The sequence below is a fragment of the Croceivirga lutea genome (genome assembly GCF_014235875.1).
Taxonomy (GTDB): Bacteria; Bacteroidota; Bacteroidia; order Flavobacteriales; family Flavobacteriaceae; genus Croceivirga; species Croceivirga lutea.
In genome coordinates, this window is the sequence record NZ_JACJUK010000001.1 from 164509 (window position 1) to 179506 (window position 14998).

Here is a 14998-nt window from a genome sequence, read left to right on the forward strand (position 1 = left end):
TTTAAGTTATTCTACTGTAAAAAGTTGTACGTCAAACTCTCCAAGGGCAAAATAGCCAAACGGAAAATTATCTGGTTCAGTTGTGTTCACTATATTTCCTTTTACAGTTGCAGTAGGTACTTGAAAAGGCCCACCGCCGTCTTCACCAGCTTGTACTAAAGCTAGATTAACGTAGTTCGCAAATTGTTGGTCTATACCTAACAAGGTAATTGTGATTACATCATTAGGTTCTAAATCTTCATAAAAATAAGAAAAGGTAAGGCTACTATTTTGGTAGAATTCATCATCTGAAACTAGATAATTGTCTAAACCAAATGCAAATAAGTAATAGTTGCGTTCATCGGGTACATCATTAAACGAAACAACAATTTCAGTTTCTTTCTCTTCGTCTAAAAGAAAGCCGTCATCTTGCCTCAAACTGGTGATTTCACCTGTTCTTTGCAATTGTTCTGTTGCCGTGTAAACGTTATTTTGATAAATTACTTCTATGGTGTAATCTACACCAAACTCTAAGTTGGGGAAACCGTCTCTAAATATGCCAGGTTCGCTTTCTAACAATTCTATACGGCTGCCAGTATCTTCATTTGTAATAAATACCTGCGCATCTCTAGCAGGTTGCACTTCTGCATTTAAAAAGGGAGCTGTGAGAGTTAAGGTGATTTGCCCAATGGTAATAGGTTCCCCATTATTATCATTATAACCAATAATAGCATCAATCACCAACCTTGTTTCAGAAGTAGGTAATTCTACATCTATTACCTCTTCACACGAAAAAAAAAGTATAAAGAGGAAAAAAAAGCAAATTTTTTTCATAGCAACTTAACCGCTTTGAAGATATACAAAGTAGTTAAGCAATCATACCTGTTAACAGTTTTTTAAACTATCTGTTTAACTGATTAAGAATTGTATTGAAAGTCTCACTAGGTCTCATTGCAGCTGTAGCTTTGTCAAAATCTGGTAAATAATAACCTCCAATATCTTGTGTTTTTCCTTGCACTGCAATTAGTTCTTCTATAATGGCACTTTCTTTTTGCTTTATTTGTTCACTAATCTCAGTAAAAGTTGCTTTTAAGTCGGCATCTTTAGTTTGGTTAGCTAGGGCTTCGGCCCAATAATTAGCTAAATAGAAATGACTACCACGAGTATCAATTTCATTTACTTTTCTAGATGGAGAACGATTTTCATCTAAAAATTTCTCTGTTGCCTCGCCTAGGGCTTCTGCAAGTATAAGCGCCTTTTTATTGTTGTTGTTATTGGCATAGTGCTCCAAAGAAACTTCAAGGGCCATAAATTCTCCAAGAGAATCCCATCGCAGGTGATTTTCTTCCATGAATTGTTCTACGTGCTTTGGTGCAGAACCACCAGCACCAGTTTCAAACAGACCGCCACCGTTCATTAATGGCACGATTGAAAGCATTTTTGCACTGGTACCAACTTCTAAAATTGGAAATAAATCGGTGAGGTAATCTCTTAAAACATTACCAGATACAGAAATGGTGTCTTTACCATCTTTGATTCTTTCTAAAGTGAATTTAGTGGCTTCAATTGGAGCTAAAATTCTAATATCTAACCCTGTAGTATCGTGAGAAGGTAAATATTGATTAACTTTTTTGATAATTTCAGCATCATGAGCTCGATTTTCATCTAACCAAAAAACTGCTGGAGTATTTGTAGCGCGGGCTCTGGTAACGGCAAGTTTAATCCAATCTTTAATTGGAGCATCTTTAGTTTGGCACATTCTCCAAATATCACCTTTAGCGACATCGTGAGCTAATAAAACTTCTCCGTTTTCTGAATTAATTACCTGAACAGTACCCTCAACAGCAATTTCAAAAGTCTTATCGTGAGAACCATATTCTTCAGCTTTTTGAGCCATTAACCCTACGTTCGGAACAGTTCCCATTGTAGTTGGGTCAAAAGCACCGTGTTCTTTACAGAAATCAATAGTAGCTTGATATATGCCGGCATAACTACTATCTGGAATAATTGCTTTTGTATCTTGAGTTTGCCCTTCAGCATTCCACATTTGGCCAGAAGTTCTTATCATAGCGGGCATAGATGCATCAATGATAATATCACTTGGCACATGTAAATTGGTTATACCTTTATCAGAGTTCACCATGGCTAAGGCAGGTCCATTTGCTATGGCGTTATCAATAGCACTTTTTACAGCGCTAGCTTTTTCTGTTGGTAGGTCTTCAAGTTTATCAAACAAACTTTCAAGACCGTTCCTTGGATTTATACCATTTTCATTAAAAAAGTCACCATAAGTATTAAATACTTCTCTAAAATAGGTTTCTACCACGTGGCCAAAAATGATTGGATCAGAAACTTTCATCATTGTTGCTTTTAAATGCACTGAAAGTAATAATCCTTTTTCTTTAGCATCTGCAATTTCCTTAGCAAGGAAGCTTACTAAGGCCTCTTTTTTCATTACAGTAGCATCAATAATTTCGCCTTCTAAAAGTGATAATCCAGCTTTTAAAATATGTTTTTGACCGTTGCTAATTTGAACGATATCTACTGTAGTTGGCGACGACAACGTAACTGATTTTTCGTTGGAACGAAAATCACCAGAACTCATCGTGGCTACATGTGTTTGTGAATCTGAGGACCAAGCTCCCATTTTATGCGGATTCTTTTTAGCATAATTTTTTATGGGTTTTGGTGCTCTACGGTCAGAGTTGCCTTCTCTTAGAACGGGGTTAACAGCACTACCTTTAATTTTGTCATACCGGGCTTTAATTTCTTTTTCTGCATCTGTTTTTGGTTCTGCAGGGTAATCTGGTAATGCGTATCCCTTTTGTTGTAATTCTTCAATAGCTTCTGTAAGTTGCGGTACAGAGGCGCTAATGTTAGGTAATTTAATAATATTGGCTTCTGGAGTTTTTGCCATTTCACCAAGAACCTTTAAGTCATCAGAAATTCTTTGGTCTTCAGTTAAGAAATCAGGAAAAGTTGCAATTATTCTACCCGCGAGAGAAATATCTTTGGTTTCAATTTCTATTGCTGCGGTTTTTGCAAATGCTTTGACTATTGGTAAAAAAGAATAGGTTGCTAAAGCGGGAGCTTCATCGGTTTTGGTGTAGGATATTTTTGCCATTAAGAACGGTTATTTTTTTGCGGAGCAAATATACAACTTAGCTAACGGTTCTAAATTGATTTTAACCATAAATGTAGAATAGTAAAAAGAAAAGCCATATTCTTACATTACTGTTAGAATATGGCTTGAAGAACTTTATCTTATTGAATTTTAATCAATTATAAAAACAATTTATTAAAACTTAACAAGAATTGGTTCTAGCTCTTGAATTATCTTGAAACAATCACGCTGTAACAATTGTAACAAAATTTATTATTTGCCAGTTGTCAAAATTACTACACGACAGTAATTCGCACACAAAAGGTTTTTGTTCGTTTTATCGACACAAAATTTGATTTTGAACTAGGTTCACAAATCAACACATAACGTTTTCAAGAACTTTATTATCGCTTAGTTTTCACTAATTGATACTTAAAAATATAATAATTTGATTAATCGAGCAATTTTTTAAGATTTTAAAAATCAACATGTTATAAACCAAACTTATCAACAATTGTTAATTAAAAAAGGCACCCTTTTAAGAGTGCCTTTTTATCTATTTTCTTAAGTAAATAATTATTTACGAATCTCTTTAATTCTAGCTTTTTTGCCAGTAAGACCTCTAAAGTAAAAGATTCTTGATCTTCTAACTTTACCTCTCTTATTTACTTCAACCTTTTGTAAAGCTGGCATATTACAAGGGAATATACGTTCTACCCCAACAGTACCAGACATTTTTCTAATGGTAAAAGTCTCAGTAGCACCGCTACCTCTTCTTTGAATTACTACTCCTTTAAAGAACTGCGTACGTGTTTTTTCACCTTCTTTAATTTCGTAATACACAGTAATAGTATCACCAGCTGAGAATTTTGGAAAATCTTTTTTAGCTACAAATTCGTTTTCAACAAAGTTTATTAAAGAATCCATTTTAATGTTTTTATGAATTTTTTAAACGCAACATTTACGATTTTCGCCAGAGGTTGGGTCTAATGGTCTGCAAAAGTACTTCTTATTTTAGAACTAACAATAGTTTAGCCGTTATTTTTAAAGAATTATTTTAAAAGGTCTGGTCTACGAATTTCAGTTCGCTTAAGTGCCTCAGCTTCACGCCATTCTTCAATTTTTCCAAAATTACCACTTAACAAGATTTCGGGAACTTTATGCCCTTTATATTCTGCTGGTCTGGTATATACAGGAGGAGCTAATAAGTTGTCTTGAAAGGTATCTGTAAGGGCAGAGGTTTCATCATTTAAAACACCGGGTAACAACCTAATTACGGAATCGGCTAGAACAGCTGCGGCTAATTCACCACCTGATAAGACATAATCTCCAATAGATATTTCTTTTGTTATTAACAAATCTCGTACTCTTTGGTCAACGCCTTTATAATGACCGCATAGGAGAATAATGTTTTCTTTCAAAGAAATTTCGTTTGAAATAGACTGATTAAGCGTTTGACCATCTGGTGTTAAGTAAATTACTTCATCGTAGTCTCTTTCCTCTTTTAATTTAGAAATACATTTATCTATGGGCTCTATCATTAAAACCATGCCTGCACCACCACCAAATTGATAATCATCAACTTGTTTGTACTTAGTTGTTGTGTAATCTCTTATATTATGAAAATGTACTTCTACAAGTTCTTTTTCTATTGCTCTTTTAAGTATTGAAGCTTCAAAAGGACTTTTGAGTAATTCTGGTAAAACTGTGATAATATCAATCCGCATCTACTATAATAATTGAACTGTAAAGTTAGTTATCTGAATTAGACCAAAAATAATGCAGGTATTCTAGGTCTTTTTTCCACTCTAACTTTTCATAAAGCTTTTGCGCAGGATTATTTAATGCTGTCTCTAATGCTAGACCTTTATAATTTTTTGCTATACATAATTCTTTTGCAGCTTGCAGTAAACTATGAGCAACCCCTTTATTGCGATGAGCTTTAGCTACATATAAATCGTTTAAAATATAGAAGGGTTCAAGACTTACTGAAGAAAATGTGGTATACAATTGACAAAAACCAACAACTTCCTTATTGATTTCTGCCAAAAAAATAACGCTTTCATTTTGGCGCAAACGGTTGGTTATAAAATTACGACAGGACTCTAAATTAGAATCCTGTTCGTAAAAAACTCTGTAGGCGTCAAATAGAGGTACAATTTTATCAATTGATTCAATTGATGCTTTATAAACTTTTATCAAAATTTATTTCCCTCGACTTTTATTGATTTCGTCTTGTAATTTTCGGCTTATTTTTTGCTCTCTTTCTAAGGCTCTGCGTCTGTGTTGCTCAAACTCTTCTTCTAAACTAGCCAAAGCAGATTTAGCGTGTTGCGTTAATTGATTACTATTTCTAAACTTGTATATAAAGACAGCTAACAGAAATAACAAAACAACAATTATACCCCAAACTATACCTTTATAGGCTTTTTTAGAAACAGAACTTCCGAAAAATGAAACTGAATCTTTATCTTCTGTAACCTTTGTTAAATTTTCTGTAGTTTCTCCTAATTGTGATTTTAAAGCCGCAATCTCATCAGTATTTTCAGCAATTGTGTTACGTAATTCTACAATTGTTTTCTTACTTGAATTAATAGTGTCTTTTAAGTTAGTATTGAACTTAGTTAAGTCGTTTATTTTGACAACTTCGTACCGAATTCCTCTGGCATTATAATTACCACTTTCTTTAAGTAAATATTGAAATTGTTCATCAATATTACCATTAGTTAAATCTGGCATTTCTGTTTCTTCTTGTGCAGAAACAATTCCTATGTAACTAAAAAGAGCTAGACATACTACTATTCTTCGCATAATAATCAAACCAATAAATCAATAATTCTTAAGAATCGACCAAGGTAGTGCTTTAGTTAATATTTCCAAAAATGATTAAACTACTATTCCTTAAACTAAACCTATTAATAATAGGTATAGCGTCTTACCTTAGCAATATATTTTGCCAATCTAATAACTTGATGAGAATACCCGTATTCATTATCATACCATACATATAATATAACATTCATACCATCTGGGCTAACTATAGTAGCCGTACTGTCATAAATAGACGGTGCAGAGGTGCCCACAATGTCAGAAGATACAAGTTCATTGCTTAACGAATATTTTATTTGTTCCACTAAATTACCTTCTAAAGCATATTTCTTAAGAATGGTGTTTAACGCTTCTTTAGAAATCTTGTTATTGATTCTTAAATTTAAAATAGCCAATGAACCATTTGGTACAGGAACTCTAATTGCATTAGAAGTTAGTTTACCTTCTAGTGCAGGCAGTGCTTTTGAAACCGCTTTACCAGCACCAGTTTCTGTAATTACCATGTTAAGAGCTGCTGCACGACCTCTACGGTATTTATTATGCATATTATCAACCAAATTTTGGTCATTTGTATATGCATGAATGGTTTCTAGGTGACCACTTTCAATGCCTAAAGAATCTTCGATAACCTTTAGAATTGGAGTAATAGCATTTGTTGTACAAGAAGCTGCTGAGAAAATTTTTACTTTGTCTGGGTCATATTCAGCGTGGTTTACTCCATGTACAATGTTTGGTACTTCCTTACCTGGTGCAGTAAGTAAAACTCTATTAGCTCCTTTGGCTTCTAAATGTCTTGCTAATGCCTTTTTATCTCTAAATGCACCTGTGTTATCTATTACAAGGGCGTTACTAATACCATACTTGGTATAATCTATATCTTCAGGTTGATTAGCCGAAATTATATATACGGTAGTGCCATTTATTACAAGAGCCTGTCGTTCTAAATCTGTTTCTACAGTTCCGCTAAACTCTCCATGTACAGAATCTGTTCGTAATAGTGCTGCACGTTTTTCTAAGACTTCTGGGGTAAGTTCACCTCTGGTTACAATGGCACGTAGACGTAATTGATTGCCTTTACCTGTTTTTGCCATTAATTCTCTAGCCAGTAATCTTCCAATTCTACCAAACCCGTATAGAACAACATCTTTTGGTTTTATTTCTTTTGTGTTTTGGGCATCTTTTAATTTATCAATTATAAATGCTTTAGGATTGGCGGCATGTTCTTCTTGAGAATGGTATTCGTAAGTAAGTTTACCTATATCTAATTTGGCGGGTGGTAAACTTATATCGTTAATAGCACGCAATAATTCAACACTATCAAAAATTGAAATAGGTTTTTGTACAAATTGACCAGCATACTCGTGCAAGTTTATAATATCACTTACATTTTTATCGATAACCTGATTCTTAAAAAGCACCACCTCAATAGACTTATCATACCATAAATCACTTATGATTTTAATGAATTCTGTGGTAGCTTTTCTTCTATCGGCTTGGAATGCTAGCTCCTTTTCGTAAGATTTACTTGTGCTCATTTATAGTTTAGTTAGTAAAATTTCGCGCAAAAGTAATTATTTCAATCGTTTTCGTAAAAGTATTGGGCAATAAAAAACGCCCCATAGAGGGGCGTTTTTCTTAAGAGGCTTTTTACTATTGAAATATAAGACGTTCCTTTTCACCGTCTTCATCTATTAAAGTTATACTTGTTCTTCTATATTTAGAAACTTTTGAAAATGCTTCGTCGGCGTCTGTAATATCATCAATATCATCTTCGTCAACTTGAACGATAACTTTACCTACTAATCCGTATCTAGAATATTGTTCAGGTACTGCAGTAATTTTTACTCCGTTTTTAAGTTTATAGTTCTTTTTATCGTTGTCACTTAGATTTTTTACTACAAAACCCATGTTTGGAACTTGTGTTGTTTGATTTTTCATCAAGGTAACCGGAACGTTAATTACATCACCATCTCTATCCACAGTAACTTCAACAACATCATTAGGTCTTTTTGAATTTAGATACCCTGTTAATTCAGAAAATTTGGTCACCTTAACGTTATCAACTTTTTTAATAATATCTCCTTCTTTAATACCAGCTTGTTCTGCTCCAGAATCTTCTTCAATAGTATTTACATATACCCCTTCAATTTCATTAATGCCCATTTCCTCTGCATATCTAGTATTTTTTGGAATGGTTGAAACGCCTAGTATTCCTTTTTGAACATTACCATACTCTAGTAAATCATCCACAACTTTTTTAGCAATATTACTTGGCACTGCAAAAGAATAGCCAACATAAGAGCCTGTTTGTGAGGTTATAGCAGTATTAATACCTATTAAATCACCATTAGTATTCACAAGAGCACCACCAGAATTTCCAGGGTTTACCGCAGCATCTGTTTGTATAAATGATTGGTTTCTGCCTAGAGAGCGCGCTTTTGCACTAACAATACCAGCGGTTACTGTTGACGTTAAATTAAACGGATTACCTACGGCAAGTACCCATTCACCAATTTTGGTATTATCAGAGTCTCCAAACGCTAAAAAAGGTAAATCTTCATCAGTATCAACCTTCAAAAGCGCAATATCTGAAGCTTCGTCGGCACCTACCACATCAGCTTCATAAGTTCTATTATTATTTAGAGTAACTTCTAATTTTTGTGAACTAGCAATAACGTGGTTATTGGTAACAATATATCCGTCTGGAGAAATTATTACACCAGAACCGGTACCCACTTGAGGTTGTTGTTGACCTTGAAAACCATAAATAAAATCCATGATACTACTTGGTCTGCCGCTACTAACCGTCATATTTTTTACATGTACAACTGCATTTACTGTTTTTTCGGCTGCAATAGTAAAATCAACCTCATTGATTCCGGCTCCTTTTGCTGATGCCGCGGTGCTTGTAGTTACAAATGGGGTTGCACCTTCATCAACAAAAATGCTATTATTGTTTTTTTCAAATAAAAGTTTGTATGCGCCTAAGGTTACAGAACCTGCTAAGATGGCGACAAAAAATAAACCTGCTGTTCTTTTCATTTTCCTTTTGTTTTAAGCATTTAGCAATTCTAAATTAAGTTTTGAAATCTTAAATTTTAACAGTTTAACGCTCTTTTAACTGCAAAATAATCCTTAATGAAAGACTTATATTTGCTCGATGAGCGCTGAACTACATCTAGATTTTTATAAATATCAAGGCACAGGTAACGATTTTGTGCTTATTGATAATAGACAGCTATTATTTCCCAAAAACAATACCAAACTAGTTGCACATTTGTGTGACCGAAAATTCGGCATAGGAGCAGATGGTTTAATACTGCTAGAAAATGACAATTCGTCAGATTTTAAAATGGTGTATTACAATTCTGATGGAAACCAAAGTACCATGTGTGGTAACGGAGGAAGATGTTTGGTAGCCTTTGCACATAAATTGGGCCTGTTTGATGTAGAAACTTCATTTATTGCGGTTGATGGAATTCATAAAGCCAGAATTGAAAACAATGTGGTAACCCTTTGGATGAATAGTGTGGATAATATTGAACAGAGAGATGAAAGTTTTTTCTTAGACACAGGTTCACCACATCATGTGCAATTGGTTCAAAATTTATCCAATATTGATGTAAAAAAAGAAGGTGCTAAATTACGATATGGAGTGTATGGAGAAAAGGGGAGTAACATCAATTTTGTAAATCAACTTGGAGAAAACACTTTTAGAGTACGAACGTATGAAAGAGGAGTTGAAGATGAAACCTTGTCTTGTGGCACTGGAGTTACTGCTGTTGCAATAGCTATGCATTATTCTAAAAAAGCAAATACTAATGCTATCGCCATTGAAGTAGAAGGTGGCAATTTGAGCGTGGCATTTGATTTTGAAAATAACAGCTATTCCAATGTGCAACTAATTGGACCGGCTACATATGTATTTAACGGTAGTATAGTATGCAAGCTTTAAAAGGGAACCTTGTTTTTTTAAGAGCTTTAGAGCCAGAAGATTTAGAGTTCCTTTATTACTTAGAAAATGACAGCTCTATTTGGGAAATAAGTGGCACCCAAAAACCGTATTCTAAGGCTATTTTAAAAAAATATTTGGCTAATACCCATTTAGATATTTATGAAATAAAACAATTACGGTTAAGCATTTGTACTAATTCAAACCAAATGATAGGTTTGATAGATTTGTTTGATTTTGACCCAAAGCACCGTAGGGCAGGGGTAGGCTTAGTAATTGCAGATGAAGAAAACCGCGGTAAAGGTTATGGTTTAGAAGCCTTAGCACTGTTAAGTGAATATTGTTTTAAACATTTAGATTTACATCAGCTTTATGCAAATATCTTAGAAGAAAATACTAGGAGTATTAGCTTATTTAAGAAAGCTGGTTTTAAAATGGTGGGTGTTAAGAACGAATGGATTCTATCTGAAGGCGTATTCAAAAATGAAATTTTATATCAAAAAATAAATAGTGAGCAATCTTAAGAAAGTAATCTGGGCTATAGCCTTATTAGGCTTAATTATATGTGGTATACTAGCGTACAATATCTATAACGCCATATTTACACCTAATACTGCTTTTAATAATGAAACAGCATATGTTTACATTCCTACTAATGCAAAATTTACAGAAGTTAAATCTCAAATTGAACCGTTAGTAAAGAACATAAATACTTTTGATGCTGTAGCGCAACGCAAAGGATATACCACAAATATTAAGCCAGGTAAATATGCCTTAAAGAAGGGGATGAATAACAATGACCTTATTAACTCTCTTAGAAGTGGCAACATACCTGTGAAAGTTACCTTTAACAACCAAGAAAGTTTTAATGATTTAGCCAGAAGAATATCTCAACAAATTGAAGCAGACAGCGTCTCATTAGTAAAGACTTTTACCGACGAGAAGTTTCTATCAGAAAATGGCTTTAGTTCAGAAACTGCATTGGGCATGTATTTGCCAAATACGTATGAGTTTTTTTGGAACACAGATGCAAATTCTTTTAGAGAACGAATGCTTAAAGAATATCAACGATTTTGGAATACCAACCGAACAAACAAAGCAGAAGAACTTAATTTATCTAAAAATCAGGTAATTAGCCTTGCTTCAATTGTTCAAAAAGAAACAGTTAAAGTAGATGAGAGACCAAGAGTTGCCGGGGTTTATTTAAATAGACTTTCTAAAGGCATGCTACTGCAAGCCGACCCCACAGTAATTTATGCTATTAAAAAAGAGACAGGTAATTATGATACCATTATAAAAAGGGTATTATATAGAGATTTAGAAATTGTATCGCCTTACAATACGTATAAGGTAGCGGGCATACCTCCAGGTCCTATTTGTATGCCAGATATATCTTCTATTGATGCAGTTTTAAATCCAGAAAAGCACAACTATTTCTATTTTGTAGCTAATGTTGAGAATTTTGGGTATCATACTTTTGCTCAGAGTCTTTCGCAACACAACCGAAATAAACAGCAGTACGTCCGATGGTTAAATCAGAATAAAATTAATAGATAGTAGGTTTTGTCGGATAAATCATTCCTTTTAACGGATTTTAGGCCAGGTTTAGGATTTTCTTGTGATTTTCGGAGAACCTTTAAACATTCCCCCCACGTATATTTGTCGACTGAAATTTTGAAAGTTGTAATATAACTTTCTTTAAATCAACTATATGAAAAGATGGATGGGTGTTACAGCCTCTCTTATTATCATTTTGGTGTTAACCAGTTTTGGTACCTTTAATTTTTTAAACAAAAATGTTGAAGTACCAGATTCATTAGTAACAAGTGCTATTGAAAGCTTGGTTAAAAGCAAACAAAATGGTGCTAACAAAACAAACTATATAAAGCTTGATAAAAACTTTATTGGTTTTAAAGAAGCCTTGGGCTTTAAAGAATCTCAGGGTAGATATGATACCATAAATCGTTATGGCTATTTAGGTAAATATCAATTTGGAAAAAACACACTGCAACTTCTTGGAATCAACGACACTGAAGCTTTTCTTTTAAATGCTGAAATGCAAGAAAAAGCTTTTAAACTTAATGTTGCACGCAACAAGTGGATTTTAAGAAGAGATATTAAAAGATTTGTAGGTAAGAATATTAATGGCACCTTAGTTACCGAATCTGGTATGGTTGCAGCAGCACATCTAGCAGGTGCAGGTAACGTTAAAAAATACTTACGTTCTTATGGTAGAACAGACTTTTCAGATAAGTTTGGTAGTACCGTAGCGGTGTATTTAAGGCAATTTGAGGGATATGATATTTCAAATATTCCGCAAGAGAATAATCCACAATATTAATATTAAGAACCGAGTTTTACTCGGTTTTTTTTATGCCTGAATTATAAAGATAGCAGGTCTTTTATTGAGGTCAATAGTAAAGGTGCTCCATTCGTAAATAGATTTTGTCGCAATAAATTCAGTATCTAGAGTAATATCAACCGCAATACACAATTGCGTCTGTGGTTGCAGTGTTTTTTTCAACTCCTCCAATAATTTGTTGTTTCTATATGGTGTTTCAATAAAAATTTGTGACTGACCGTGTTCTCTAGAAATACGTTCTAACTTTTTTATGGTTTGAGACCGAGTGTCTTTTATCGGCAAATAACCATTGAATGCAAAATTTTGGCCATTTAAACCACTAGCCATCATTGCCATTAAAATAGAGGAAGGACCTACTAGAGGAACTACAGGTATTTTTTTATTGTGTGCCAATTTTACAACAGTTGCACCCGGATCAGCTATCGCTGGGCAGCCGGCCTCTGAAAGTAAGCCTACATTAATACCCTGTAAACACGGATTTAAAAACGTAGGAATTTCTTCAGGATCTGTAAATTTATTTAGATGTTGAAAATGTAACTGTGGTTGAGACTTTGCGGGATTTATCTTCTTTATAAATCTACGTGCGGTTTTTTCGTTTTCTGCGATATAAAAATCGGTATTTTCAATGATTTTTTTTACCGAGTAAGGCAACACTTCTAGGGGAGCACCATCACCTAATGTGGTAGGAATAAGATATAACTTTCCAAAAGCTGTATTAGATGATTGATTATCCATGAATTAAAATTTCAGAATTAGCTTACTACAAGCCTGGTGTATTAAATTATATACGTTTTTAAACCCATCATCACCTCCATAGTATGGATCAGGAACTTCTAAATTCTTTCCTTCAATTTCCGAAAGTAATAATTTTACTTTGGCTCTATCAGCTTCAGAATTAGCTAGTTTGACCACATTAGTATAATTACTACTATCCATTACATAAATGGTGTCAAAACGATTAAAATCTTCGGCTGTGAATTTTCTACAAACTTGATTGCTAATATCTATGCCATTTTTTTTGGCAATAGCAATGGACCTTGGGTCTGGTGCATCTCCTACGTGATAACCTCCGGTTCCTGCAGAATCAACATAAACTTGAGTTGGGTCAACCATTGACGTAAGAATACCTTCTGCCAATGGTGACCTACATATGTTGCCAAGACAAACCATTAAAATACTGGTCATGCCTTACAGAATCAAGTAAATTTTTTGTTTAAATCCTCTATGTACTTTCTAAATTGCTTATCTGTTTCAGCCAAGTTATCAACTGTTTTACAAGCATGTAGTACAGTAGCGTGGTCTCGTTTACCAATTTGTGAGCCAATACTTGCTAGAGAAGCTTTGGTGTATTTTTTAGCAAAGAACATAGCCAATTGTCTTGCTTGAACAATATGGCGTTTTCTAGTTTTAGATTGTAAAGTAGCTACATCCATATCAAAATAGTCAGAAACTATTTTTTGAATGTAGTCAATAGAAACCTCACGTTTTGTATTCTTTACAAACTTTTCAACAATTCCTTGCGCTAGTTCAAGGGTAATTTCTCTTTTATTAAAAGAAGACTGCGCAATTAATGAAATAATCGCCCCTTCTAATTCTCTTATATTAGTTTTAATCTGTCTTGCCACATAGTCAATAATATCATCTGGCATTTCAACACCATCTCTATATAACTTATTCTTTAATATAGATACTCTAGTTTCATAATCAGGTGTTTGCAGTTCAGCAGATAACCCCCATTTAAAACGAGATAAAAGGCGTTGTTCAAAGTCTTGCATGTCAACAGGTGCCTTATCAGAAGTTAAAATCACCTGTTTACCATTTTGATGTAAATGATTAAAAATATGGAAGAATACATCTTGTGTTCCAGATTTACCAGATAAAAATTGAACGTCATCTATAATTAATACGTCTATTAATTGGTAAAAATGTATAAAATCGTTTCTGGTATTCTTTTTAACAGACTCAATATATTGCTGAGTAAACTTTTCGGCAGAGATATAAAGTACAGTTTTGTCTGGATATTTCTCTTTTATTTCTACACCAATAGCGTGAGCTAAATGCGTTTTACCTAAACCAACACCACCATAAACTAATAGCGGATTAAAAGATGTGCCTCCAGGTTTATTGGCTACTGCAATTCCGGCAGATCTTGCTAGTCTATTGGAGTCGCCTTCTAAGAAGTTTTCAAAACTATAATTGGTATTAAGTTGAGAATCAATCTTAATGTTACGAATACCTGGAATTACAAATGGATTTTTTAATTCAGGGTCTTTAGCTGTTATGGGTACATCTAATTCTTGAGGTACCAAAGCAGATCTATTTGCACTAGGAATTTTTTCTGTCATTCCTTCGTCACTTCCGTCCCGCTGTTCCATTTTGATAATATAAATCAATTTGGCGTTTTTTCCTAACTCTTTTGTTAAGGCTACCTTAAGTAATTTCACATAATGTTCTTCTAACCACTCGTAGAAGAATTTACTAGGCACCTGAATACTCAGAGAGTTTTCAGCCAAACGAACAGGCTTAATGGGAAGGAACCATGTTTTAAATGCCTGCGGCTGTATGTTGTCTTCAATAAAAGACAAGCAATTCTTCCATACGGAATGGGCAGTAACACTCATAAAAATTCCTTCTTTGTTTGCTGGTTAGTATATATAGATAAATAGTGTTCTTGTATTAAAATTTTCGGGAATATTATCCTTTTCAGAACGGAGCAAATATGTGAACAAAAAAGGTAAAAAAAAAATTACCCTCTAGTTGAATTTTATATTTT

The 14998-nt window shown here is 33.8% G+C and carries 15 protein-coding genes; 4 read left to right on the top strand and 11 right to left on the bottom strand.

The window, feature by feature from the left end; all coding sequences use genetic code 11:
- Nucleotides 1-6: 6 nt before the first annotated feature.
- The 8 genes from H5V42_RS00785 to H5V42_RS00820 form a co-directional block, all read right to left on the bottom strand.
- On the bottom strand, nt 7-813 hold the full coding sequence (locus tag H5V42_RS00785) for a DUF4249 family protein (RefSeq protein ID WP_185781210.1): 807 nt from the start codon (nt 811-813) through the stop codon (nt 7-9).
- 67 nt (nt 814-880) lie between these two features.
- Complete coding sequence (locus H5V42_RS00790) at nt 881-3103, bottom strand: NADP-dependent isocitrate dehydrogenase (protein ID WP_185781211.1); 2223 nt, start codon at nt 3101-3103, stop codon at nt 881-883.
- Nucleotides 3104-3658: 555 nt separating this feature from the next.
- Nucleotides 3659-4009 (bottom strand): 50S ribosomal protein L19, encoded by a 351-nt coding sequence (rplS, locus tag H5V42_RS00795; protein WP_185781212.1) that lies wholly within the window; start codon nt 4007-4009, stop codon nt 3659-3661.
- Between the two features lie 125 nt (nt 4010-4134).
- Nucleotides 4135-4809 carry a tRNA (guanosine(37)-N1)-methyltransferase TrmD gene (gene trmD, locus H5V42_RS00800; protein WP_185781213.1) on the bottom strand — a complete coding sequence of 225 codons (675 nt, stop codon included), beginning with the start codon at nt 4807-4809 and terminating at the stop codon, nt 4135-4137.
- Nucleotides 4810-4834: 25 nt separating this feature from the next.
- The gene (locus tag H5V42_RS00805) at nt 4835-5284 is read right to left on the bottom strand and encodes a GNAT family N-acetyltransferase (RefSeq protein ID WP_185781214.1); all 450 of its coding nucleotides are present in this window, start codon (nt 5282-5284) and stop codon (nt 4835-4837) included.
- A 3-nt stretch (nt 5285-5287) separates the two neighbouring features.
- Nucleotides 5288-5893: a tRNA (guanine-N1)-methyltransferase gene (locus tag H5V42_RS00810; protein ID WP_185781215.1), complete on the bottom strand. Its 606-nt coding sequence runs from the start codon at nt 5891-5893 to the stop codon at nt 5288-5290.
- A gap of 104 nt (nt 5894-5997) precedes the next feature.
- Nucleotides 5998-7446, bottom strand: coding sequence for a glyceraldehyde-3-phosphate dehydrogenase (locus tag H5V42_RS00815; RefSeq protein ID WP_185781216.1), 1449 nt, complete (start codon nt 7444-7446; stop codon nt 5998-6000).
- Between the two features lie 115 nt (nt 7447-7561).
- Entirely contained in the window at nt 7562-8953 is a 1392-nt protein-coding gene (locus H5V42_RS00820) for a S1C family serine protease (RefSeq protein ID WP_185781217.1), read from the bottom strand.
- Between the two features lie 118 nt (nt 8954-9071).
- Here H5V42_RS00820 and dapF point away from each other — a divergent pair, with 118 nt between their 5' ends.
- The 4 genes from dapF (at nt 9072) to H5V42_RS00840 (ending at nt 12204) form a co-directional block, all read left to right on the top strand.
- Nucleotides 9072-9866 (top strand): diaminopimelate epimerase, encoded by a 795-nt coding sequence (dapF, locus tag H5V42_RS00825; RefSeq protein WP_185781218.1) that lies wholly within the window; start codon nt 9072-9074, stop codon nt 9864-9866.
- Nucleotides 9854-10387 carry a GNAT family N-acetyltransferase gene (locus H5V42_RS00830; RefSeq protein WP_185781219.1) on the top strand — a complete coding sequence of 178 codons (534 nt, stop codon included), beginning with the start codon at nt 9854-9856 and terminating at the stop codon, nt 10385-10387. Before dapF ends, H5V42_RS00830 begins: the two co-directional genes overlap by 13 nt.
- On the top strand, nt 10374-11420 hold the full coding sequence (mltG, locus tag H5V42_RS00835) for an endolytic transglycosylase MltG (protein ID WP_185781220.1): 1047 nt from the start codon (nt 10374-10376) through the stop codon (nt 11418-11420). Before H5V42_RS00830 ends, mltG begins: the two co-directional genes overlap by 14 nt.
- 154 nt (nt 11421-11574) lie before the next feature.
- Complete coding sequence (locus H5V42_RS00840) at nt 11575-12204, top strand: hypothetical protein (RefSeq protein WP_185781221.1); 630 nt, start codon at nt 11575-11577, stop codon at nt 12202-12204.
- Nucleotides 12205-12234: 30 nt separating this feature from the next.
- On the opposite strand, the gene H5V42_RS00845 is transcribed toward H5V42_RS00840, so the two are convergent.
- Genes H5V42_RS00845 through dnaA form a run of 3 tightly spaced genes read right to left on the bottom strand, consistent with a single transcriptional unit; the run spans nt 12235 to nt 14846 of the window.
- Nucleotides 12235-12960, bottom strand: a complete 726-nt coding sequence (locus H5V42_RS00845) for an SAM-dependent methyltransferase (RefSeq protein WP_185781222.1) — start codon at nt 12958-12960, stop codon at nt 12235-12237.
- 3 nt (nt 12961-12963) lie between these two features.
- Entirely contained in the window at nt 12964-13410 is a 447-nt protein-coding gene (locus H5V42_RS00850) for a low molecular weight protein-tyrosine-phosphatase (RefSeq protein WP_185781223.1), read from the bottom strand.
- An 11-nt stretch (nt 13411-13421) separates the two neighbouring features.
- A complete protein-coding gene (dnaA, locus tag H5V42_RS00855) occupies nt 13422-14846 on the bottom strand; it encodes a chromosomal replication initiator protein DnaA (RefSeq protein ID WP_185781224.1) in 1425 nt (474 codons plus the stop codon).
- Nucleotides 14847-14998: the final 152 nt, after the last annotated feature.